This window comes from Kitasatospora sp. NPDC001664, from assembly GCF_053596675.1.
In genome coordinates, this window is the sequence record NZ_JBSFGS010000007.1 from 95,732 (window position 1) to 117,810 (window position 22,079).

At 75.5% G+C, this 22,079-nt stretch carries 18 protein-coding genes; 7 read left to right on the forward strand and 11 right to left on the reverse strand.

The genetic code is table 11. The annotated features are described in order from the left end of the window. Positions 1-164: 164 nt before the first annotated feature. Positions 165-545 carry a hypothetical protein gene (locus tag ACWCYY_RS12400; RefSeq protein WP_449795965.1) on the forward strand — a complete coding sequence of 127 codons (381 nt, stop codon included), beginning with the start codon at positions 165-167 and terminating at the stop codon, positions 543-545. On the opposite strand, the gene ACWCYY_RS12405 is transcribed toward ACWCYY_RS12400, so the two are convergent. Further along, entirely contained in the window at positions 518-1,231 is a 714-nt protein-coding gene (locus ACWCYY_RS12405) for a response regulator transcription factor (RefSeq protein ID WP_345281729.1), read from the reverse strand. The two genes, ACWCYY_RS12400 and ACWCYY_RS12405, sit on opposite strands and share 28 nt — an antisense overlap. Further along, the gene (locus tag ACWCYY_RS12410; protein WP_449795966.1) at positions 1,228-2,340 is read right to left on the reverse strand and encodes a sensor histidine kinase; all 1,113 of its coding nucleotides are present in this window, start codon (positions 2,338-2,340) and stop codon (positions 1,228-1,230) included. Before ACWCYY_RS12410 ends, ACWCYY_RS12405 begins: the two co-directional genes overlap by 4 nt. 181 nt (positions 2,341-2,521) lie before the next feature. On the opposite strand from ACWCYY_RS12410, the gene ACWCYY_RS12415 reads away from it, so the two are divergent. Next, positions 2,522-3,172, forward strand: a complete 651-nt coding sequence (locus ACWCYY_RS12415) for a DUF2306 domain-containing protein (protein WP_449795967.1) — start codon at positions 2,522-2,524, stop codon at positions 3,170-3,172. A 40-nt stretch (positions 3,173-3,212) separates the two neighbouring features. Here ACWCYY_RS12415 and ACWCYY_RS12420 read toward each other — a convergent pair whose 3' ends face one another. Then, on the reverse strand, positions 3,213-3,956 hold the full coding sequence (locus ACWCYY_RS12420; RefSeq protein WP_449795968.1) for a hypothetical protein: 744 nt from the start codon (positions 3,954-3,956) through the stop codon (positions 3,213-3,215). Between the two features lie 66 nt (positions 3,957-4,022). Further along, entirely contained in the window at positions 4,023-5,429 is a 1,407-nt protein-coding gene (locus ACWCYY_RS12425; protein WP_449795969.1) for an FAD-binding oxidoreductase, read from the reverse strand. 368 nt (positions 5,430-5,797) lie between these two features. Here ACWCYY_RS12425 and ACWCYY_RS12430 point away from each other — a divergent pair, with 368 nt between their 5' ends. Continuing rightward, positions 5,798-6,247: an LppU/SCO3897 family protein gene (locus tag ACWCYY_RS12430; protein WP_449795970.1), complete on the forward strand. Its 450-nt coding sequence runs from the start codon at positions 5,798-5,800 to the stop codon at positions 6,245-6,247. 56 nt (positions 6,248-6,303) lie between these two features. On the opposite strand, the gene ACWCYY_RS12435 is transcribed toward ACWCYY_RS12430, so the two are convergent. From ACWCYY_RS12435 to ACWCYY_RS12450, 4 genes are all read right to left on the reverse strand, one after another. Further along, on the reverse strand, positions 6,304-7,176 hold the full coding sequence (locus ACWCYY_RS12435; protein ID WP_449795971.1) for a hypothetical protein: 873 nt from the start codon (positions 7,174-7,176) through the stop codon (positions 6,304-6,306). Positions 7,177-7,330: 154 nt separating this feature from the next. After that, a complete protein-coding gene (locus tag ACWCYY_RS12440; RefSeq protein WP_345281742.1) occupies positions 7,331-7,639 on the reverse strand; it encodes a GNAT family N-acetyltransferase in 309 nt (102 codons plus the stop codon). A 48-nt stretch (positions 7,640-7,687) separates the two neighbouring features. After that, complete coding sequence (locus ACWCYY_RS12445; RefSeq protein ID WP_345281744.1) at positions 7,688-8,029, reverse strand: VOC family protein; 342 nt, start codon at positions 8,027-8,029, stop codon at positions 7,688-7,690. A gap of 144 nt (positions 8,030-8,173) precedes the next feature. Continuing rightward, the gene (locus ACWCYY_RS12450) at positions 8,174-11,023 is read right to left on the reverse strand and encodes an SCO7613 C-terminal domain-containing membrane protein (RefSeq protein WP_449795972.1); all 2,850 of its coding nucleotides are present in this window, start codon (positions 11,021-11,023) and stop codon (positions 8,174-8,176) included. A gap of 265 nt (positions 11,024-11,288) precedes the next feature. On the opposite strand from ACWCYY_RS12450, the gene ACWCYY_RS12455 reads away from it, so the two are divergent. After that, on the forward strand, positions 11,289-12,059 hold the full coding sequence (locus ACWCYY_RS12455; protein ID WP_345281748.1) for a hypothetical protein: 771 nt from the start codon (positions 11,289-11,291) through the stop codon (positions 12,057-12,059). Between the two features lie 33 nt (positions 12,060-12,092). Here ACWCYY_RS12455 and ACWCYY_RS12460 read toward each other — a convergent pair whose 3' ends face one another. Beyond that, positions 12,093-12,839, reverse strand: a complete 747-nt coding sequence (locus tag ACWCYY_RS12460) for an SDR family oxidoreductase (RefSeq protein ID WP_449795973.1) — start codon at positions 12,837-12,839, stop codon at positions 12,093-12,095. 103 nt (positions 12,840-12,942) lie between these two features. Here ACWCYY_RS12460 and ACWCYY_RS12465 point away from each other — a divergent pair, with 103 nt between their 5' ends. Continuing rightward, a complete protein-coding gene (locus tag ACWCYY_RS12465) occupies positions 12,943-13,515 on the forward strand; it encodes a TetR/AcrR family transcriptional regulator (RefSeq protein WP_345281752.1) in 573 nt (190 codons plus the stop codon). Positions 13,516-13,569: 54 nt separating this feature from the next. Here ACWCYY_RS12465 and ACWCYY_RS12470 read toward each other — a convergent pair whose 3' ends face one another. Further along, the gene (locus tag ACWCYY_RS12470) at positions 13,570-14,151 is read right to left on the reverse strand and encodes an AMIN-like domain-containing (lipo)protein (protein ID WP_449795974.1); all 582 of its coding nucleotides are present in this window, start codon (positions 14,149-14,151) and stop codon (positions 13,570-13,572) included. Positions 14,152-14,329: 178 nt separating this feature from the next. Here ACWCYY_RS12470 and ACWCYY_RS12475 point away from each other — a divergent pair, with 178 nt between their 5' ends. Beyond that, positions 14,330-17,656, forward strand: a complete 3,327-nt coding sequence (locus tag ACWCYY_RS12475; RefSeq protein ID WP_449795975.1) for a hypothetical protein — start codon at positions 14,330-14,332, stop codon at positions 17,654-17,656. A gap of 616 nt (positions 17,657-18,272) precedes the next feature. Next, the gene (locus ACWCYY_RS12480) at positions 18,273-21,299 is read left to right on the forward strand and encodes an AAA family ATPase (protein WP_449795976.1); all 3,027 of its coding nucleotides are present in this window, start codon (positions 18,273-18,275) and stop codon (positions 21,297-21,299) included. 89 nt (positions 21,300-21,388) lie between these two features. On the opposite strand, the gene ACWCYY_RS12485 is transcribed toward ACWCYY_RS12480, so the two are convergent. Then, the gene (locus tag ACWCYY_RS12485; protein ID WP_345281762.1) at positions 21,389-21,892 is read right to left on the reverse strand and encodes a hypothetical protein; all 504 of its coding nucleotides are present in this window, start codon (positions 21,890-21,892) and stop codon (positions 21,389-21,391) included. Positions 21,893-22,079: the final 187 nt, after the last annotated feature.

A 22,079-nucleotide genomic window follows, 5' to 3' on the forward strand; every position in this document is an offset into this window, starting at 1 on the left:
CAGTGTACGGGCGGGGTGGTGCTGCGGCCAGAGTCCCGGGGGAGCCGGTGGAAAGCGCTTGCTGACGGGGCGTCGGAAATCGTGTTGACCCTTCGTCCGCGACCCGGCGAGGGTGGCGGTGATGGCTTGACGATCACCTCCGGGGGCCGCTGATGATGTTCGGAATGTCGGGCGACTGGTGGGTGGTCTTCCTCCTGCCCGCCGCGTTCTGGGTGCCGCTCGGGCCGTTCGTCATGGCCGCGCTGGGCGTCAGCTGTGCCCGGAACCCGGGCCGGCGGGCCCGGTTCGCCTCGGTTCTGCTGCCGCTGCTGCCGGTCACGGTGGTCGGCGTCGTCGCGGTGTTCCCGACGGACACCTGGGACGAGGAGACCTGGCTGGCCGACTTCCTGGGGGGCTACGTCGGCTTCTACATCGGGCTGGTCACCGTGCTGCCGTGGCTGCTCGGGTACCTGGCGGTGCGGGTCTCGCGGGCGGTGAGGGCCCGGCGCGGGCCGGCCGCCGGGTCGGTGGCGGCGGGTCAGGAGGACATCAGCCCGCCGCGGTAGGAGATGGCCACGGCCTGGGCCCGGTCGCGCGCGCCGAGCTTGGCCAGCACCCGCTTCATGTGGGTCTTGACGGTGGATTCGGCGAGGAACAGCCGGGTGGCGATCTCCGGGTTCGAGCAGCCCTCGGCGGCCAGCCGGAGCACCTCGCGTTCGCGGGTGGTGAGGCGGGACAGGCGCGGGTCCTCGGGCTGGGAAAGCGCTTGCCCGGGCGCGGCGGAGGCGATCCGGTCCACCAGCGCCCGGGTCACCGCCGGGTCCAGCAGGGCCTCGCCGGCGGCCACCGCGCGGACGGCCTCGATCAGCCGCTCCGGTGAGGCCCGCTTGAGCAGGAAAGCGCTTGCCCCCGCCCGCAGCGCCTCCCAGACGTACTCGTCGTGCTGGAACACCGTCAGCACCAGCACCCGGGCCGGATGCGGCCCGGCCACGATCCGGCGGGTGGCCTCGATCCCGTCGATCCCCGGCATCCGCACGTCCATCAGCACCACGTCCGGCCGCAGCTCCTGGCAGAGCCGGACCGCCGCCAGTCCGTCGGCTGCCTGCCCGACCACCTCCAGGCCTTCGTCGGTGCCCAGCACCAGGGCGATCCCGGCCCGCAGCAGGGCGTCGTCCTCGGCCACGACCAGCCGGATCCGCCGCCGCTCCGGACTCTCCGCCTCCCGACCCTGCCCCTCCTGACCCGCCGTCACCGGACCGGCAGGACGGCGTGCAGCCGGAAGCCGCCCAGGTCACCTCCCCCGTGCTCCACGCTTCCGCCCAGCATCGAGACCCGCTCCGAGATGCCGATCAGGCCGCCCCCGGGCACGTAGCCCTCGGCCGGTCCCCGGCCGTCGTCGCTGACCTCGATCTCCAGGCGGTCCCCGAGCCGCCGCACGGAGACGTCGGCGGTCGCGGCCCGGCCGTGCTTGACGGTGTTGGTCAGCGCCTCCTGGACGATCCGGTAGGCCGAGACGTCGATGCTGCGCGGCAGCCGGGCGACCTCGCCCGGGTCCAGCCGCAGGCCGACCGTCAGCCCCGCCCGGTCCATCCGCCCGGTGAGCCGGCCCAGGTCCGCCAGCCCCGGCCGCCCTGACGGGTCGTCCGGATCCTGCTCCGGCTGGTGCCGGAGCGCGGCCAGCACCCGGTCCAGCTCGTCCAGGGCGTCCCGGCCGGTCTGCTCCAGCTCCGTGAGCACCGTGCGGGTGCGCTCCGGATCGCGCTCCAGCAACCGCCGGGCCGCACCCGCCTGGACCAGCATCACGTTCACCGTGTGCCCGACCAGGTCGTGCAACTCCCGCGCCATCCGGGCCCGTTCGCCGCTGACCGCCTCCCGGTGCAGCCTGGCCCTGGCCGCCTCCCGCTCCTCCAGGCGCCGAGCCGAGCCGTAGCCGATCGCCCAGCCGAGCAGCCAGAGGAAGAGCACCCCGGCCGGAATCGCCGGATAGGTGCGGGCCCCCTCCGAGCCGGTGAAGTACCCGGCCATCCCGGCCAGCGCGATGAACGGCCCGGCCCACGCCCGGGCCCGGGTGCCGTGCAGGCCGAGCGCGTGCAGCACCACGATGTTGGCGTACGGGGCGACCGGCGAGGTCAGCACCCAGAGCGACTCGGCCGACAGCGCGGCCGTGCCCGCCAGGTAGGCGCTGAGCGGGGTCGAGCGGCGGGCGGCGACGGCGGCCGCCTGGACGGTGCTGAGCAGCACGGCGAGCGGCATCCGGTCGCCCAACTCCGGTGCCGCCGCGACCCGTTCGACGAGCATGGCGGCGAGGAAGGCGGCGGCGAGGAGCAGGTCGAGCACGAGGCTGCGGGACGGTCGCGTCATGTGGTGGTGTTCCCGGGCGGGTCGCAGGGGTCGGTCCGCGGCACCGTATCGGCGTCCGCACCCCCGGCGCATCACCCTTCGGGGGTACTCCGCACCCGCCCGGCCACCCCCGAGGGGGACCACGGCGGCAGCCCCCGGCGGGGGACGCCCCGCCGGGGCCGCCGCGCCTACCTTGCGCCCCATGGACAACGCCACGCACCACCGGGCCGACCGCCCCGCCTCCCTCCTCCCGCGCCGCACCGCGCTCGCCCTCTTCGCCCTGCTCGGGGCGGCGGTCGCCCTGCTCTCCGCGCGCTACTTCACCCTCGACCCCGAGACCTTCCTGGAGGACCAGCGCGCCACCTACCTCGCGCACCTCGTCCCGCTGCTGTGCCACATCGGCGGTGGGACGGTGGCCCTGCTGCTCGGCCCCTGGCAGTTCGTGGCCCGGCTGAGAACCCGGCGGCCCGCCGTGCACCGCTTCGTCGGGCGGGTCTACCTGCTGAGCGCGGCGGTCACGGGCCTCGGCGGTCTGGCCCTCGCCCCGTACGGCCTCTACCCGCCGATCGCCCCGATCGGCTTCGGCCTCCTCGCGGTGCTGCTCCTGGGCACCTCCGCCGCGGCCCTCCGGACGGCCCGTCAGCGCCGCATCGACCGCCACCGGGTCTGGGCCGTCCGCTCCTACGCCCTGATCCTGGCCGCCGTCACCCTCCGGGTCTGGCTCCCGCTCTTCGACGCGCTCGGCGCCCCGTTCGACCAGGCCTACGCCGCCGCCGGGTGGACCTGCTGGCTGATCAACCTCGCCGTCGCCGAGGCCTTCCTGGCCAGGAAGCCTTCCACACGGGTGAGTTGAGCCCGGCCGCGCGGCGTCCGCCGGCACCGGGCCGGGCGCCTCACCTGCGGGGTGGCGGCCAAGGGAATCCGAGCGCGCGGGCGGAGTCGGCCGAGCCGCCGCAGAGGTCGGCGTAGGAGCGTGGATCGTGCTCCGTCAACTCCCGCGCGAACCGCGCCGCCTGCACCGCCGGGTCCTCGTCCGTCACGATGAGCTCCTTGCGGAACTGCAGCCACGGGGCACTCCCCGAGGCACGGGCGGTGGGGTGGCCCAGCAGGACGTCGACCGTGCCGGGCCGCCACGAGGAGGCGCTGATCAAGCCGAACCGCCACCGCTCCAGCGCTGCGGCGTCCGCGCGCAGCCGCTCGCCGAGGAGCCGGGCCGTGGTCCGGGCGGGCCACTCCCAGCTGTGGTCCTGCTCGGCGCGGGCGACCTCGGCGTCGTACCGGCGGGCGTCGAAACGGAAGTCGGGCAGCTCGGGGGCCGGCCCGTTCCTGTCGCGCCAGCTGTGCCACAGCACGTGGTCCCCCACGCGTTCGACGGTGGTGCAGAGCGCACCGCAGCAGCCCCAGGTGCACTCGGCCTCCGCCAGTTCCACCTCACGCGGCTCGTCGCCCGCGCGCAGCCCCCGGTCCGCGCTCAGCAGCCGCTCCGGTTCGTGGCCGGGGCCCGGGGCGAAGGCCTCGGCGATGATGTCGCGCCCGTCGACGATCGGATGGACCGCGGCGGTGACGACGGTGAGGCCGCGGCGCCCGGTGCTGGTGGAGGTGCGGATGTCGATGCCGAAGCTGTTCGTGCCGATCACCGGGCGATTCTCCCAGTCCGCCGGCCGGCCCGGTCACCCGCCCGGGCCGGCCGGGCGACGGGTGTCTCAGAAGGCCTTGCCAGGGTTGAGGATCCCCAGCGGGTCGAAGGCGTGCTTGACGCTGCGGTGGAGGTCGAGCACGGCCGGGTCCAGGGCGGTGGCCAGTCGGCTGCGCTTGAGGGTGCCCACGCCGTGTTCGCCGGTGATCGAGCCGCCGAGGTCGAGGGCCTTGCGCCAGAGCTGCTCGGTCTTGCGGTGGGCCTCGCGGACGGTCTCGGGGGTGCGGTCGGGGAGGATCAGGACCGGGTGCAGGTTGCCGTCCCCGGCGTGGCCCACGGTGGCGATCCGGACGGTGCCCTCCCGGCCGGTGCGTTCGATGTGGCCCAGCATCTCGACCAGGCGGCTGCGCGGCACCACGACGTCCTCCACGATGGTGGCCGCGCCGGAGGCGAGCAGCGCCTCCCCCGCCGAACGCCGGACGGAGAGCATCTCCTCGGCCCCGTCCGCGCTGCTGGACATCGTCATCGAGGTGGCCCCCTGCTCCTGGCAGAGCCGCACCATCTCGGCCACCAGCCGCTGGGCGTCGCCGCCGTCGGCCTGGCCGATGAGCAGGGCGGCGGAGGTGGTGTCCGCGCCGCTCGGCCGGTAGGCCTCGACGGCGTCCAGCGCGGCGCGGTCGAGCAGTTCGAGCATGGACGGCCGTCCGGACAGCCGGGCGATCGAGGCGACGGCCGCGCCGGAGGCCCGCAGGCCGTCGAACCCGGCGGTGAAGGTGGCCGGTTCGGTGGTCGGCACCGGGCGCAGCCGCAGGGTCGCCGCGGTGATGATGCCGAGGGTGCCCTCCGAACCGACGAACAGCCGGGTCAGGTCGTACCCGGCGACGTTCTTGAGGGTGCGCCCGCCCGTGCGGACCAACCGGCCGTCGGCGAGCACCACTTCGAGTCCGAGCACGTTGTCGGCGGTGACGCCGTACTTCACGCAGCGCAGCCCCCCGGCGTTGGTGGCCACGTTCCCGCCGATGGTGGAGACCCCGGCGCTGCCCGGATCCGGCGGGTAGAACAGCCGCTGTGCGGCGGCGGCCCGGCCGAGCGCGCCGTTCACCACCCCGGCCTCCACCACGGCGTACTGGTCGGCGGCGTTCAACTCCCGGATCGCGGAGAGCCGTTCGAGCGAGAGCACGACCCCGCGCGCCAGCGCGGACGCCCCGCCCGCGAGCCCGCTGCCCGCCCCGCGCGGTACCAGCGGCACGCGGTGACGGCTGGCCCACCGGGCGACCCGCCGGACCTGTTCGACGTCCTGCGGCAGCGCGACGGCGAGCGGCAACTCGTGTTCGACCGTGTCGGCGCGGTCCCCGGCGTAGGGGCGGACCTCGCCCTCCTCCTGGAGGAGCGCGTCCCCGCCGAGCAGGGCGCGGAGCTCGGAGATCTCCGGCAGAGCCGTGGTCCGCAGGTGCACGGCCGGAACAGCGTTCACGAATCACCCAAGTCGTCAGTGCGGAAAAGCCGGTGGACGGATGGCAGGGTCGAATCGGAGGGGAGCAGGTGACGCGTTCTCGTCATTCTCGGGCGCACCGTGGGAGGGGCGGTCGCGGAGTGCGCTCCGATTCGCCTTCGATCCTGCCGGGACGCGCACGCCAGTTGACGCATTTTCAGGACAACCCACGTGTCTGACGTGGGGTTGTGTCATAATTCCTCCACTCCGCAGGTGATTAACCGGATTTGAGTACTCGTCCGACCGGTGGAAATCCGAGGCACTTCCCGAGAACGGCTCTTCACGCCCGCTTTGTCATGCCCTAGTCTCTCGGGGCCGAGAGTGCGCGACGACCACGGGGGGATTCCGAGATGAGCACACCGCCGACCGCCGACCAGTACGCCGCGGACCGGCCCGGGGGAGCCTGGGACCCGGCCGCAGCGTCGGGCCCGGGCCCGGACGCACCGCCGCCGTGGGTCCCGCCGCGGCGCCGGGCCCGGCGTCTGCTGCGGGGCGGCCTGGCGGGGCTCGGGCTGGTCGCCCTGGTCGCGGCGGCGCTGGTGGTGGCCGGCTACTACTACCGCGACGCCCCGATCACCGCCGACGCCGGTGACTGCGTGCACAACACCGGCACCACCGAGGACCCGGAGGTCAGTGTGGTGCCGTGCTCCGCCCCCGAGGCCGAGTTCGTGGTGATCAAGATGATCCACCTGGTGAACGAGGACGCCTGCGACGAGGTCCCGGGCACCATCGCCACCTACCGCGAGGAGCGCCGCAGCGCCTCCTTCAGCCTCTGCCTGGGCCGCAACGACTACTCCTGACAACTCCTGACGAGGCCGTCCGACGGGCCGTCAGGGGCTCTCAGGGCGGCGCCTGTTCAGGAGTCGAGGCGCAGGTGGGCCAGGGCCTTGTCGTCATGGGGTTTGGCGCGGGGCCAGGCGATGGCGTCGGGGTCGGTGGTCTCGGCGTGGTGGATCGCGTCGACGACCTGCTGGGGGTGGGTGCGGCGGGAGTCGGTGACGAGGGCGGGCCAGTCGAGCAGGTGGTGGTCGGTGACGGCGGAGGAGACGCCGTCGGTGAGCAGGAGGACGTCGGACAGGTCGGCGAGGGGCCAGGCGGCGGTGACGGCGCGCAGTCCGGCCTCGGGGGTGGCCTCGGCGACCCAGTAGCCGCCGTCGCGGTTGATCACGGTGTGCTGGAACTCGCGGAGCTCACGCATCAGTTCGCGGTGGCGACGGTCGAAGCCGGACCCGGCGGCGAGCCGGGCGCGGTACTCGGTGGTCTGTGGACGGGGGTCGAGCAGTCCGGCCAGCCGGTCGTCGCTGAGCACCGAGACGGAGCCGTCCCGGTGGAACGCCACCACCGGGCTGTCACCGAGCACGGCCGCCTCCAGGCGGGGGCCGTTGCGGCGGACCACGGCGACGGTGGCGGCCGGGCCGCGGCCCGGCCGGAGGCCGTGCCCGGTGGCGACGGCGGCTATCGCGGAGGCCAGCAGGGCGGGCAGCGGGAGTGCCGGACGGCCGAGGAGCTGCTCGGACAGCTGCGCGCCCAGGGTCCGCGCGTACCAGCCGCCGAGCGGTGTCTCGTCGCTGACGGTCGAGACTCCGTCGAGCACCACCACCGCGTCCGGCAGCACCACGATGTGGTCCTCCGTCAGCCGCTCGGGGCCGCCCCCGGGCCGTTCGCCGAGCAGTACCCGCCAGGGTGCCAACGCCCCCTGGCCCTGCGCCGTGCTGGTCTTCCGGTCCACTCCGCACCTCCGCCCTGGAGTCTGGCGGCGGAAGGTGAACGGCGGGGGACGGAGAGCGGGACGACCGGGGTGCCGCGCGATCAGGTACGCGGCACCCCGGCCGGGTTCACGGGTCCCCGGCGGACGGGCGGGGACGGGCGAGGGGGGCGGGGGCTCAGAGCTCGAAGTAGTCGCGGCTGTCGACCGGGACGAGGTCCACGTACTCCGGGTGCTTGGCGATCCAGGCCTTGATGTACGGGCAGTACGGGAGCACGGCGAGGCCGCGCTCGCGGGCGTCGTCCAGGGCGAAGCGGGCGAGCGAGCTCGCCAGGCCCTGGCCCTCGAAGGCCGGGTTGACCTCGGTGTGGGTGAAGGCGATCTCGCCCTCCCCGAGGCGGTACTCGGCGAAGCCGGCGAGCCGGTCGCCGTCGACTATGACCTCGTAGCGGGAGAGGTCTTGGCGGTCGACGATCTTCGATTCCATCGGGGCTCCAGCCTGGTCGGTGAGGCGCTCGTACGCGCGTGCGGTCCGTCAGTGGCCGTGGCTGACGCAGAACTCGTTGCCGGCCGGGTCCTGGAGAACGGTCCAGGACAGGCCGGGCGCCTGCTGTTCGCCGACGACCGTGGCGCCCAGCTCCACCAACCGCCGGACCTCGGCCGCCAGGTCGTCGGCCGTGAGGTCCAGGTGGACCCGGTTCTTGCTCAGCTTGGGTTCGGACACCTGCTGGAACCCGAGCGTCAACGGCTTCGCACCGACCATCACGAACTCGCCGAAGTCCTGGGAGATCTCGGCGTCGAGCACGGTGGCCCACCACTGGGCCAGTTCGCGCGGGGAGGAGCAGTCGATCGTGATCATCGTTGCGGAGACAGTCATGGATCACCCTAACCACAGCCGCCCCCGCCCGCGTCAAGCGCCTGACATGCCGTCATCTGCGCCGGAGCGGTCCGTCAACTCCGTACCGGCCCCGGTCCGTCGGCTCGGGGCCGGCCCCGGACCGTCCGTGCCCGGCGGGGACCCTCAGTGGAGGCGCCGCAGACCGTCGCGGACCCGGCGGGCGTCGCGCAGGCGACGCTCGTAGGTGGCCCCGAGGACCAGCAGGAGCAGACCCGCCGCCGCCAGCGGGACCCAGCGGGGCAGGGCGCCGATGAGCTGGGTCACCAGCGGGGTGAGCTCGTGCACCGCCACGGCGGTGAGGGTGACGGCACCGAAGAGCAGCGGGGCGCGGAGCCGCTGCCGGGCACCCAGGACGGTCAGGGCGAGGGCCGCCGTGCCGAGCAGCAGCGGGCGCGGCCAGGTCGGCTCGGCCCAGACCGCGACCAGGCTGGGCAGCAGGGCGAGGCCGAGTCCGGCGCCGTAGGCGGCCGTGGAGGAGAGCTCCGGGCTGCGGCGCCGCCGCAGGTGACCGATGGTCAGCGCGGCGGCCGCCACGCTCAGCGTGTACGGCTCGGGGACGGTGACCCCGGCCAGGGCGAGCCGCACCCAGGAGGAGAGCACCAGCAGCCCGGTGCCGACCAGTGCCGCCCGGCGGCGGTCCGGCCGCAGCGCCACGGCGAGCGCCAGCACACCGCCGACGGCCAGGGCCAGGCTGAGCGCCCCCGGGTGACCGGCCGTCAGGGCGAAGGCGGGGAGCGCGAGGGCGTATCCCGTCCCCTCCACGGCCAGGGCGAGCGAGCTGCGGTCGCCCCGGTGCGCGATGCCGGCGGCCGCCGCGACGGTGAGGGTGGTCACGGCGAGGAGGAGGAACGCGAGCTCGTACGCCGCCAGACCGCCGGTCTGCCCGGCGGCGAGGGCGGTGACGGCGAGGGAGGCCACGGCGAAGCCGCCGAAGGGTGCTGCCCAGCGGTGCGGGAGCCGGGAGGCGAGGAGCGCGGCGCCGGCCGTCAGGGCGGACCAGACGACGAGCGTCGCGGTCCGGTCGGTGCCGCCCCAGATCACGGCGGCGGTGGCGGACGGGAGGAGCACGAGCAGGTGGGAGGTGGGGTCGGTGGGGCGCTGGAGGGCGAGGACGAGGGCGGCGGTGGCGGCCGCGGTGAGCGCCAGGGCCCAGAACGCCCCGGTGGTGAGGGGGAGTTCGAAGAGGGCGGGGAGCAGGCAGGCGAGCGTCGAGCCGGTGGCGAGGGCGGTGCGGAGCAGGACGCGGGCGGGGGCGGTGCGGCCGGTGCGGGTGCAGCGGAGCGCGGTGGTGGCCAGGAGGGCGGTCAGCAGCGCGAACAGGGCGGCGGGGGCGAGGGGGAACGACCAGGTGGTGGTGTGGAGCTCGGTGGCGTCGGTACCGGGCCAGTCCCAGGCGAGGGCCCAGCGCTCGACCGGGCCGAAGAAGGCACGGGCCAGGGCGGGCAGGACGGCGAGTTGGGCGAGGAGGACGGCGGCGGCTCCGGCGATGAACAGGCCGAGGGAGGTGGGCGGGGCGGGCGGCGTCGCGGGACCGGTGGCGTCGGCGGCTGCCGGGTGCGGGGTGGCTCCCTGGGCCGGGGACCCTCCGAGGGCGCCGCCGTCCGCGTCGGGCGTCCTGCTCGACCTGCCGGCCTCGGAGGTGGCGGCCTCGGGCGTGCCGGCCTCGGAGGCGGCGGCCTCGGACGGGGCGGTCACGGGCGTGGCGGAGGTCAGGACCTGGAGCGCGGCGAGCAGCAGGAGCGCGCCGGGGACGGCGTAACCGGCCGGGACCCAGGAGGCGGGGAGCGAGAAGCGCAGGCTCGCGCCGATCGCGGCGAGCGGCGCGGCGCCGGCCAGGACGGCGGCCGCGCAGCGCAGTTCGTGTCCGACCGTGCGGGGGAGCAGGCCGGCCGGACGCCCGGTGGAGACCGCGACGCCGAGGGCCGAGAGCAGGGCGAGCGCGGGCCAGGCGAGCCGGGCCTCCGTCAGGGACGTCGCCGTGAGCAGCTGGGTGGCGGAGGTGAGGGCGCCGAGCAGGGTGAAGCCGACGCCGCAGGCGACGAGCGCGTGGCTGAGGCCGCCCGCCGTGGAGGCCGGGGCGGTGACGGGCGTGGCGGTGACGGTGTCCGTGCGGGCGCCCGGAGCACGGCGGGAGGTGCGGGTGGCCAGGAGGAGGTCGAGCAGGGCGGTGAGCAGGAAGGCCGTCGCGTAGCCGCCGATGTCGGTGTCGATCGCCAGGGCGGCCAGTGAGAGCGGCAGTTGGGCGAGGGCCAGGGCGGCGGCCCGCGGGCCGCGGAGCTTGAGGACGGTGCCGTAGGACGCCGCGCCGAGGGCGGTCAGGGCGGTGGCGGCCGCCCAGTAGGAGGCGGCGGGGACGCGGTCGAGACCGGCGAGGCCGACGGTGCGGGCCGCGAGCCAGTCCAGCAGGACCAGGGCCAGGCCGAGCACGGCGGAGGTCTCGGCGGTGGCGGTCAGGCCGCGGCGGCGCAGCGGCAGCGGGGCGAGGAGCGCGCACAGGGTGACGCCGGCGAGCACGGCGGCCCGGCCGCCGATGCCGAGGCTGCCCCAGCTGACGACGGTGAAGACCAGCGCGGCGATCGCCACCATCAGGCCGCCGAGCACCAGCAGCACGGTCTGCGCCGACGGCCCGGAGACCTCCTTGCCTGCTGCGGGCACGGGCGGCCGCCCCCAGGGTGCGGCGGGCGCCGCCCAGTTGGGGCCGACGGGGCCCGCAGACAGCTGCTGCGACCAGGGCAGCGGCGTCGGCGGGTCGGGAAGGTCCTGTCGGGCACGCAGGGCGCCGAGGAGCTGGTCGCGCCGGACGATCAGGCCCTGCCGTTGGGCGTCGAGCGCGTTCAGGGCGACGGTCACCTGCCAGAGCGCGGCAGCGTCCTGTCCGAGCAGCGGCAGCCGGCAGGCGGGGCAGCGGGCGGTTCCGGGGGCGGTGGCCAGTGGCGCTCCGCAACCCGGACAGGGCAGTGAACCGGTCGTCATGACGGAGATTGTGAGGCCGGAGCGGGTGCTCGGCCATGAGTACGGCTACTCATCTCCCGTGCTCAGCCGCTCGGCGGTACCGGGGCGGCCGGTCGGGGCTCCGTCGGGGCCCCGTGAGGGCCGGGCCGGCAGGGGTGGGGAGGCGGTGCGGCCGGGAAGTCGGAGAGCCGTCGGAACTGATCACTCTGACGGACCGTCATCTTCACCGGAGCGCCGCACGATCGGCACTTCCGTGACCGTTCCCCGCCGAAGCCCGAGGTGACCCGTGGTCGACACCGTCAACACCGTGATGAACCGTCTGCACGAGGTGCTGGCGGACATGCTGACCAGGGGTGCCCCGACGGCGGGCACCCGGGGCCTGCACGAGGTCGTCGAGCGCGCGACGGCGCTGGGGCCGCAGGCCGCCTGGCTGGCCGCCGCCGGGCGGGGGAGCCTCGCCGGGCTGGCCATCGCGCAGGGGCAGTGGGAGGTGGCCCTGTTCCACCTGGAGGCCGCGGTGGACGGGGGCTACAACGACTGCGTGCTCCTCCACATGCCGGTGGTGGCACCGCTCCACCGCGATCCGCGGTTCCAGGCGCTGTACGCGCGGATGCGGATATCCCAGGCGGACCTGGACGAGCTGTTCTGGCTGCACCGGGAGGCGCAGATCATGATGAAGCAGTCCCGGGACGCGAGCGTCGACAACATCGGCCGTCTGGACAACGGGGTGTCCCTGCTTCCGCAGGCCCCGATGCCGACCCGTGAACCCGACACGGTCGGCGTCCTGATGACCCGCGTCGACCTGGCCGCCACCCAGACCGCGCTCCAGGCCGCCGCCGTCCGGGCGGACCTCCAGCGCGCCTCGGGCAACTTCAGCCTCAGTCTGATCGACGACTCCTGGGACTACGGCCGGGCCAGGCGCGACGCCTGGTACGCCGACGGGTTGGAGTCGCACCGCCTCCAGGCGGGTGAGCTCCGGGCCTTCGTCGAGCGGCCCGGCGTCTCGCACGCCCTGCTGCCCTGTCCGCCGCTGGGCTCGCTCGTCTACCCGGGCTGAGGGCGAGCGGCCGGCCGGGCCGGTCGCGGCGCCTCACCGCTGGGCGGTGGGCCGTACGACGATGTCGTTGACGTCCACGGCGGCGGGCTGGGCGACCGCGAAGGCGATGGCCTCGCCGACCGCCGCCGGAGGGATCGCGAACTCGTCCTTCGCGGAGGCGAGTTCGGCGCGCACGCGGTGGTCGGGGACGGAGTCGATGAAGTCCGTCCGGACGAAACCGGGTGAGACCACGGTCACCCGGACGTCCGGCCCGGCCTCCAGGCGCAGGCCCTCGGAGACGGTGCGGACCGCGTTCTTGGTCGCGGCGTACACGGCCTGGTTCGGCACGACCTTCAGGCCCGCAGTGGAGACGACGTGGACGAACTGGCCGCCGCCCTGGGCGCGGAAGACCGGCAGCGCGGCGGCGATCCCGTGGAGGACGCCCTTGAAGTTGACGTCGACCATCGCGTCCCAGTCCTCGACCCGCAGGTCGTCGAGCGGGGAGACCGGGCCGATCCCGGCGTTGGCGACCAGGACGTCGAGGCGTCCGAACCGGTCCCGGGCGAGCGTCACCAGGGCGGCCAGGTCGGCGTGGCGGGTGACGTCGGTGGCGGCCCAGACGGCCTCGCCGCCCAGATCGGCGATGCGGGCGGCCAGGTCGCGCAGGCGGTCGGTGCGCCGGGCGCCGAGGACGAGGCGGGCGCCGCGCTCCGCCAGCAGGAGCGCGGTGGCCTCGCCGATGCCGCTGCTCGCACCGGTGATGGCGATGGTCTTGCCTCGGATGCCGTCGGTTCCGGACATGGGTGTGCCCCCTTGGAGTCGAACCGGACACGTGTCCGGAACTGCGGCAAGCGTAGCGGACACGTGTCCGCTTATGATGGGGGCGACGGTCGGAGGGTTGGGAATGGCTGAGGATTCACCGGCGGCACGACGTGCCGACGCGGAGCAGAACCGTGCGCGGATCCTGGCGGTGGCGCGGGGTGCGCTGGCGCGCTCCGGGGGCGAGGTCACGCTGAAGTCGATCGCGGGGGAGGCGGGCGTCGGGCAGGGCACGCTCTACCGGCACTTCGCCACGCGGGAGGCGCTGGTGCTCGAGGTCTACCGGCAGGACGTCACTGAACTCGTCTCGCTGGCCGGGGAACTGTCGGCCCGTCAGGAGCCGTGGCCGGCGCTGCGGTCGTGGTTCGACCGGCTGGCGGAGTTCGGGCGGGTCAAGCACGGAATGGCCGGGGCGCTGGACGCGGCCACCCGGAGCGACCTGTCCGCGGAGCACTACCAGCCGGTGGTCGACGCGATCGAACGGCTGCTGGCCGCCTGCCGGGAGGCCGGAGAGGTGCGGCCCGACGTGGACGCCGCGGACGTGCTGCTCCTGGTCGGCTTCCTGTGGCGCGTCGACTGGACCGACGCGCCGGACGGGCGGGCCCGGGCCCAACGGCTCCTCGGCATCGCCCTCGACGGCCTCCGCGTCCGAGGGTGAAGCCGCCGCGCCGTGCCGGCGGCGAACCGGTCAGGTGCTTCGGGCGGAGTCGGGTCAGGGAGTCGCGGTCCAGCTGTGGGCGACGTCGATGACCAGGCGGTCGTCCAACTGGAAGACCTGGAAGGGGAGTCGCGCCCGGACGCCGAGGCCGAGCTGGGTGCGGCCCTCGAAGCTGGAGGCGAACTTGGCCTCCACAAAGGTGCGGTAACCGGTGAGGTCCACGCCGGGAAGCGGCTGGCCGGCGCGGCCGGGGTAGGTGGGGGTGCCGGTCGCGGGCGAGTAGGAGGGGGCGTCGGCGTAGATCTCCAGAACCGCTCCGCCGCGGACGGCGATGGGGCGGCCGGAGCCGTCCTGGTAGAGGGTGTCGACGTACTGGACGTGGTAGCCGACCGGGTGGGCGGCGGAGGTGCCCGGTACGTCGAGGACGAGGCGGTCGAAGCAGGAATGGGCACCGGCGCGGACGTTGGTGAGGGGCTGGGAGTTGGTGGAGGTGGCGGACTTCGGCAGGCTGCCCCAGCCCGTGGGGCAGGTCACCGAGCCTGCTGCCGCCGGTGCGGCGGGGGCGGCGGGCGCGGCCGAGGCCACGCCGCCGCCGAGCAGGACGGCCACCAGGGGGATCACGACCAGGCGTTTCATCGGGTGCCTCCTCGGCTCGTTCCCGGCCAGTCACGAACAAGGACGTGGGCAGACCGCCGATGGTTGCGCGCCGGGCCCCGACCGGTAAGGGAGTTGCGCACGCGGTCGGTGGGGTGGCAGCATCCCCGGCCATGACGACGAAGCGAAAGGCCGCGCGCCTCACCAGCAGGTGAGCGCGGTGGCAGAGCAGCAGAAGGACCGCTGGGGCATCCCGAGTCACCAGGACCTGCCCCGGTCCGCCCGGCAGCGCGCGATCGCGCAGTGGGCCCGGCGGCTGACCCCCGACGAGTACCGCGAGGTGCACGCCTCCCTGGACGGCGGGAGCGACGAGGACCGGCACACGGCGCTCTTCCTGGCGACCGTCCGCCGGGACCTCGACCGCGTGGTGGCGGCGCTCCACGACCCCGCCCTCCGTTCCCGCGCCCTGGCCGCGGCCGGACGGCTGCCCGTTCCGGACGAGGCCCTGGCCGAGGTCGCCGGGACCGCGCCGCAGGCCCACCGGCTGGCCCTCTACCGGCAGTTGCGCAGGACCGGCAGGCGTGAGCTGGCCGACCGACTGCTGTCCGAGGTGTACGACCGGTACGGACGGCGGGAGGCGGCGCAGCTGTTGGCGGCCTGCTCCCCGGAGGCCGTCCACCCCTGGCTGTCGCGGGTGAGGCTCACCGACGGGGTGCTGGTCGGACTGGCGAGGAGCGCGCCGCTCGCGGTGGTCCGGTTCCTGGCCGAGCAGGAGAGGGCGGAGGGCCGGGGGCCGCGCCGAGCCGCGGACCGGACCCCCTGGCGCGGCATGAACCGGCGCCTGGTCACCTCCGCGACCCGGCGGGACCCGGAGGCGGGACTCCACCTGCTGGCCACGGCGCCCCACCTGCTCACCGGCGAGGCCGCGGCCGAGCTGCTGACACATCGGCCCGGTCGGCTCGCGGAGCTCGTCCGAGCGGGTGGGATCGGTGAGATCCCGCTGGCGGAAGGCGAGTTGAGCAGCCGTACGGCAAGGGCGCTCAGGCGTCTGCCGGAAGAGCAGCTGGTGCTGCTCGCCCGCACCTGCCGCCCGACCCGCCGAGCCGGCCTGCACCAGGGCCCGCTCGTCGAGCCGCTGCTCGCCCTGCTGGGGCCCGACCGTCGGGCCGAGGTGGCGTCGCAGTTGATCGAGGAGTCCACGAGCGGGAACCTCCCGGCGGCCGGCCTGGTGCTGGCGCTCGGGGCGGAGCGGCGGGCCGCGCTGGTCCGCTCCTACCTGGCGGACCGGCCCGCCCGCTGCGGGGCGAGGCTGCTCCGGGTGGTCCGGCTGCTCCCGCTGGCGGAGGCGGAGGAGCGCTTGACGGAGGTGGCGGGCTCGCCGCGCCACCACGAACGGGCCGACGGGTGGGCCGCCCTGCTGGACTGCGCGACCGCGCAGGGCGATCCGGCCGAGTACGCCCGGGTGGTCCGGCTCTCCGCACGGGCCTGGCACGACCGTCCCGAGGTGCGGCAGTGTGTGCTCCGGCGCATCGCCGGTGCACCGGAGGGCCTCCTGGCCGCCGTGCCGGCCGAGGTGCTGCGGGACGCCGCCCTGACGGTGGCCCAGGCCAGGGACACCACGGCGCACTGCCTGCGGCCGATGGCCGCCTGGCTGCGCCGGAGCACCCACCGCGCCGCGGCGGACGGAGACCTCCCGCGTGCGGCGGAACTCACCGGTCTGCTGGCCCAGTTGGCCGGGCACCCGCGTGCTCCGCGGAGCGGCACGGTCGAGCTGGGGTTCTCCGTGCCGGTGGCGGAGGGAGTGTGGGAACGTCTGCACGCGACCCCGGCGATGCGCCGACCCGGGCGCTGGCTGCGGTTGGCCGCGATGCTGCCCCCACTGCCGACGGTGGATGCCCGCCTGGAGGCGTACCTGCTGGGCGGGCAGGGGCAGTCCGATCGGGACGGGATCCGGGGGCAACAGCACGACGAGTTGCGGGAGTTGGCGGCCGCGCTGTGGCTGCGCCCGGCCGGCGGCGGGCGGGACGTCCGCTGTGGCCGGCTGGTCGGCGCCGAGCCGGCCTCCGTCCCGACGGAGGCCGTTTGGGAGGTGCTGTCCCGCCGTCGGACCGACCTGCTGGCGGGCGTCTTCACCCGGGCCCGGGAGCACGGCGTCGCCTGGGCGCCGCCGCTGCCGCCCGGGACGGGTCCGCAGGCCGCGGCGGCCCACACGGCGCTGGTGGGGCCGGACGTCTTCGACGACGCGGCCGAGCCGGCCGGACGGGTGGCCGCCGCTCGGGTGCTGACCGATCCCGTCCTGCTGAGGGAGGCGGTCGAACGCGGGCCGCAGCCGGTGGCGGCCGCCGCGCTGTGGCAGGTGGCGCAGGTGGCGCCGCCCGAGGAGGCGCTGCCGCTGGTGGTGGCCCACCTGGGTGGGAGCGGGGTGCGCGGACGGGCGGCCGCCCTGGCGGTCCGTCACCTGCTGGCCCGGAGCGGCGAGGGGGAGGCCGAGTCGCTGCTGACCGGATGGCTGACCGGCACGGTGTCCCGGGTCGGCGTCGGCGCCGGGAAGGAACTGGTCGCCGCCCTGGGGGACCTGTCGGACCGGGTGGTGCTCCGCACGGCCCTGACGGTGTGGGACTCCCCGGGCCTGCACCGGGACGTGCGGGCTCGGCTGGCGGCCCTGCTCACGGGATTCCTCGACCGCCCGGAGGTGGCGGCCCGGCTGTCGGACGCCCTGGGGGAACCGGCCGTCTGGGAGGCGGTGTCCGGGGCCGTCACGCAGGAGCGCGACGCGGTGCTGCGGCCCGCGTTGGAGCGGTTCCTGGGCGCGGCGACGGAGCACCCGGATCCGGATGTCGCCGACGGCGCGTTCACCGTCCTGCGTGACGTGATGCGTGCCGACGGACCCGGAGTCGCCGCTGTGGAGCGGGAGTTGCTGACCTTCGGGCGGCCGGGCCGGATCTGGCGGTCGGCGGTCCGGCTGATCTCCGGAGTGGAGGACGGCCCTGCCCACGTCGAGGTCTGGACCCGCGTGGTGGACCGTCTGGCGCTGCTGGCGCAGGGCGGTCCGAGCGCCGACGACGGGTCGGTCGCGGAGCAGGCCCGGACCCGGCTCGCGGCACTGGCCGGAGGCCAGTTCGGCCCCGAGGTCGGCGCGCCCGTCCTGCTGGACGTCCTGGCGGACCGGCTCGCGGCCGTCGGGCTCGGCGGGGCGGCCGTACGGACGGCGATGGTCCCGGCGGTGCGGGCGCTGGTCGGGGGCGATCCGGCCGCAGAGCGCTGGAGCCGGATCCTGGACCTGCTCGAAGGCCATCCGCTGCGCTGGACGGGACTACCGGAGGGCCTCGGTCTCCGCTGGGACGACGAGCTGCCGGAGCACGCGCTGCGGGCCGTGCTCGACCAGCTGCGCGCCCGCGGGTCGGCGGAGGGCGTCGTGCTCGCGGCCCGGCTGGTCGGGTGGATCACCGGTCGTCTCCGGACTCCGGAGTGGTGGAGCGAGGAGCTCGCCGCGTGGCGGGGCCATCCGGATCCGGACGTCGCCGAGCTGATGATCACGGTGGGTTAGACGGGCCCGGCGGGTTGACGAGCCGTCAGCCCGCCGGGCCCCCGGGCAGTTGCGCAGCTCAGCCGACCACGATGGTGCGGCCACGGAGCAGAACGGGCTCGTGCAGCGTCGGCGTGGACGCCGATTGACTCCGTCACTAGGGGGTTCATAGACTCGATCGCAGGTGGACTCCGTCAGGTGCCGGGCCGTGGCCGTGGGCCGAACGCGACCGGGCCGGGAGGACCGCCGCAGCAGGTGTCCCGGTGGTGTCCGGTGACACGGCGTCACGCCCCACGCCCCTGGCGTGGTGGACCGGGGGAACGGAAGCGGGGATGGCAGTGGAGCAGGTGACGGTCGGCCGTGGTGCCGCGCGCCTGCGTCTGGTCGCCAGGCTCGACGTGGACCTGCACCGCCGCGCCAGCTCGCTCTGTCGCTGAGGGCGGTCGGCCCCGCGCAGCAGCAGACACGTGCGGCGGGCCGATGGAAAACGCTTTCCCCTGCTGTCCCCGAAGCCCGCGTTCGCCGAACCCCGTGTTCGGCGGCCCGTGTGTTCGCCGCACCCCGCGTTCCCTGAACCGCGCACGCGGAGGGCAATCCGCCTGCCCGTCCGGCGCGCCGCCTGCTCCAGGAGTACCCGATGCCCACGCACCTCTCCCTCCCGCCCGCCCCGCTGGATCCGCCCAGAGCCCGGCCCACCGGGCGCGAGAACGAGTTCGCCCGCCTCGTCCGGGGCCTGGAGCGCTGCACCGCCGGGGCGGGTGGCGTGACGGCGCTGCACGGCTCGGTCGGCAGCGGTCGCACCGAACTGCTGTACTCCTTCACCGATCTGGCGAGCCGTCAGGGCGCGCAGGTCCTGCTGGGCACCGGCTCGCCGCTGGAGCGCGAGTTCCCGCTCGGGCTGGCCCGACAGCTGTTCCAGAGCGCCGACCTGGACCACGCGGAGGCCGAGAGCGCCGAGCGGCTGCTCGCCCAGGGCGTGGCGGAGAGCTCCGGCCCGGTGGCCGCCGACGGTGGCCCCGGCCAGCTCACCCAGCGGACCCTGGAGGGCCTGTTCGGCCTGGTCCGGGGCCTGGCGGGCCGGGGCCCCGTCCTGGTGGCGGTGGACGACCGGCAGGACGTCGACCCGCAGTCGCTGGAGTTCCTGCTCTACCTGGTGCGCCGGACCAGGAACGCGCCCGTGCTCACTGTGCTCGGCTCGCGCGAGACCATGACCCCGCCCAACCCCTTCTTCGAGGTCGAGCTGGCCCGCCAGCCGCACCACCACCAGGTCCGGCTGGAGCTGCTGCCGGTGGAGGTGGTCGCGGAGCTGTTCCGCGAGCGGCTGGGCAGCGGCGCCGCCGACCGGCTGGCGGCCGAGGCGCACGCGCTGACGGGCGGGAACCCGCTGCTGGTGCACGCGCTGATGGACGACCAGGAGCGGGCCGCCGCAGCGGTGGACCCGGCGGCGGCCGGGGCGGCGGCGGTCGGTGTGGCGGCGGCGGTGGGGTCGGTCGGTGCGGCGGCGTCCGGGTCGGGAACGGTCGGGTCGGGAACGGGGGGTCGGCTCGTCGTGGGGGAGGGTTACCGGCGCGGGCTGATGCACTGCCTGCACCGGATCGACCCGCTGGCGCTGCGCTGCGCACGTGGCGTGGCGGTGCTCGGCCCCGGTGCCGGGCCGGAGCTGCTGGCCGAACTCCTGCTGCTGGTACCGGACTCCGTCGCCCGGGCGCTCTACCTGCTGAACGCGGCCGGGCTGTTCCGGGGCGACGGCTTCCGTCACCCGACGGCCGGGGGTGACCTGTTGGCCGCCGTCCGGCCGAGCGAACTGGCCGCGCTGCACCGGCGGGCGGGCGAGCTGCTGCGGCGGCGCGGCGCCGCGGAGGGCGCGGTGGCCGAACAGTTCCGTGCGGCCGAGGGCCACCTGCGCAGTCCGTGGGCCGTGCCCGCCCCGGTGGCCGGGCCGACCGCCTCCCCGGCCCCGACCCCCGTGCCGGCCCCGGACCCGAACCAGGACCCGCACCCGACCTCGACTCCAACTCCCGCTCCGGTTCCAGCTCCCGCCCCGGTCCCGGCCTCTGTGCCGACCGCGACCCCGGCACCCGCCCTGAAGCTCGCACCCGGGAATCCGGACGGCGCGACGGCGATCCCGAACGCGGCGACTCCGCCGCCCGCCCCGGCGGCCCCGGTCGGCTTCCCCGAGGTCGAGCAGGACCTCGGGGACACTGCCCCGGACCCGCTCGGGCCACTGGCCCCGGCCTGCGAGGACCGGATCGAGTGCGTGCCCTCACTGCCCGGCACGGTCACCGACCGCGCCTCGACGGTCCGGCACGAGCTCCGCTCGATCCGTTACCTGTACTGGCGCGGCCGCCTGACGGAGGGCCAGGACGCCCTGGCCCGGTTCGAGCACGGCGGAGCCGACCCGCAGGGCGCGGCCAGGCTGCGCTCCTGGCTGGCGTACTGGTACCCGGGCGAGCGGGACGGTTCCGCTGCCGGACCGGACCGGAGCGCCTACCGGGCGGACGGGCTGCGGCTGTTGGAGGCGCTGCTCGCCGGTACGGTCGAGCCCGCCGAGGCGGTGCTGCGGGCGGAGGCGGTGCTGCGCGCCGGTGGACTGGGCGGCGTGCCGATGGACGCGCTGACCTCCGCGTTGACCGTGCTCCTCTACACCGACCGGGCGGACCGTGCGGCCCGCTGGTGCGGCCCGGTCGCCGAGCGTTCGGGCGCGCGGGGGAACCCGACCTGGCAGGCGCTGTTCTCGGCGCTGCGGGCCGAGACCGCGCTGCGGCTGGGCGACCTGCGCACAGCCGACGAACAGGCGCGGGCGGCCTTCGCCCAGGTCCGGCCGGAGGCCTGGGGCGTGGCGGTGGGGTTGCCGCTCTCCACGCTGGCCGCCGCCCGCACCGCCCTGGGCCGGCACGAGGACGCCGCGCACTACCTGGGGCTGGCCGCCCCCGAAGGGATGGAGCTGACCCCGGCCGGGCTGCACCACCGGCACGCCCGGGCCGGGCACCTGCTGGCGACCGGCCGGGCCGAGGAGGCGCTGGCGGAGTACCGGGGCTGCGGTGAGGTGATGGCCCGTTGGGGGCTGGACCACCTGCCGGCCCTGGCACCCTGGCGGATCGGTGCGGCCCGGGCGCAGCTGGCGCTCGGCCGCCCGGGCGCCGCGGCCCAGCTTGCGGACCGGCAGCTGGCCCGGCTCGGTTCGGCCGGGCACGCCCGCATCCGCGGTCTCGCGCTGCTGGTCCGTGCGGCGGCCGGTGAGCGGGCGGAACGCACCCCGTTGTTGGAGCGGGCCGTCGGCCTGCTGGAGGAGGCCGGGGCGGAGCACGAACTCGCGGGGGCGCTGGCCCAGTTGAGCGAGGCCCACGGAACGGACGGCGATCCGGGCCGGGCCCGGGAGACGGACCGGCGGCTGCGCGCCACACCGACCCTGTCGGTGGTGCAGGACGCCGCCCCGCTGGAAGGCCTCTCGGAGGCCGAGCGCCGGGTGGCCGAACTGGCCGCCCGGGGGCTGTCCAACCGGGAGGTGGCCCGCAGGCTCTACATCACCGTCAGCACCGTGGAGCAGCACCTGACCCGGGTCTACCGCAAGCTCGGCGTCCGCCGCCGGGCCGACCTGGCCCGGGTGGTCCCGGCGGCCGGTGGCGCAGCGGAGCCGACCGAGGCGAAGGCCCGGCCGGCCTGACGGCCCCCGGACCACCCGGACCGCGCTCCGCCCGGCAGCCCGGCCGCCCGGTCACCCGACCGGGCGGCCGCTGGCGTCCTGAGCGGGCGTCAGAACAGCCGGTGCCCCTTCGCCAGGACCGAGTTCTTGCCGTCGGCGGCCACCCGGCGGAACTTCTTGATGCCGACGTAGGACCAGCCGTAGCGGGCGTAGGTCAGACCCGCGATGAACGCGAAGACGGCGTAGAGCAGCAGGAGTCCGAGCCCGTCCGTGGCGTTCGGGTCGTTCTCGTCGACCGTCTGGCCGCCGATCGAGATGATCTGCGGGACGACGTAGAGCAGCGAGAGCAGCAGCACCACCCCCACCACGACGTAGATCCACCGCTTGGTGCGGGCCCTGGCGCTGTTCTCCACGGTGACGCGGAACCCGCGCCGGCAGCGCGGGCAGGTGAAGTTCGCGGCCGCGCTGCCCTGCCGGGGCCGGTTCGGGTCCTCGCCGGTCAGGGTGGCGATGCTCCAGTCGATCCTGGTGGCGGTGAGCCCGGGCTGCACGCTCACGCGGCACCCGAGGTTGATCGAGTACTTCTCCTGGATGGAACGATGTCCGGACGTCATGCCTAACCCCCCTGCACCCGCGCCTGTCGCGGGTCAGTCACCGTACCGCTCGGAGGGCCGTCCCGAGGATGGAATCCGGAGCAACTCATCCACGATGGGGCGGAGTTGGGACTGCTGGGACATCCGGTACGGGTGTCCGGTGTTCCTCCGGCACATCTGGCGTGCGCGTGCGGCAGCAGCGCGCTCG

Coding starts and splice junctions, on each gene's coding strand:
- ACWCYY_RS12400 (WP_449795965.1), top strand. CDS start 165: ATGTCGGGCGACTGGTGGGTGGTCTTCCTCCTGCCCGCCGCGTTCTGG.
- ACWCYY_RS12410 (WP_449795966.1), bottom strand. CDS start 2,340: ATGACGCGACCGTCCCGCAGCCTCGTGCTCGACCTGCTCCTCGCCGCC.
- ACWCYY_RS12415 (WP_449795967.1), top strand. CDS start 2,522: ATGGACAACGCCACGCACCACCGGGCCGACCGCCCCGCCTCCCTCCTC.
- ACWCYY_RS12430 (WP_449795970.1), top strand. CDS start 5,798: ATGAGCACACCGCCGACCGCCGACCAGTACGCCGCGGACCGGCCCGGG.
- ACWCYY_RS12440 (WP_345281742.1), bottom strand. CDS start 7,639: ATGGAATCGAAGATCGTCGACCGCCAAGACCTCTCCCGCTACGAGGTC.
- ACWCYY_RS12445 (WP_345281744.1), bottom strand. CDS start 8,029: ATGACTGTCTCCGCAACGATGATCACGATCGACTGCTCCTCCCCGCGC.
- ACWCYY_RS12450 (WP_449795972.1), bottom strand. CDS start 11,023: ATGACGACCGGTTCACTGCCCTGTCCGGGTTGCGGAGCGCCACTGGCC.
- ACWCYY_RS12460 (WP_449795973.1), bottom strand. CDS start 12,839: ATGTCCGGAACCGACGGCATCCGAGGCAAGACCATCGCCATCACCGGT.
- ACWCYY_RS12465 (WP_345281752.1), top strand. CDS start 12,943: ATGGCTGAGGATTCACCGGCGGCACGACGTGCCGACGCGGAGCAGAAC.
- ACWCYY_RS12470 (WP_449795974.1), bottom strand. CDS start 14,151: ATGAAACGCCTGGTCGTGATCCCCCTGGTGGCCGTCCTGCTCGGCGGC.
- ACWCYY_RS12480 (WP_449795976.1), top strand. CDS start 18,273: ATGCCCACGCACCTCTCCCTCCCGCCCGCCCCGCTGGATCCGCCCAGA.
- ACWCYY_RS12485 (WP_345281762.1), bottom strand. CDS start 21,892: ATGACGTCCGGACATCGTTCCATCCAGGAGAAGTACTCGATCAACCTC.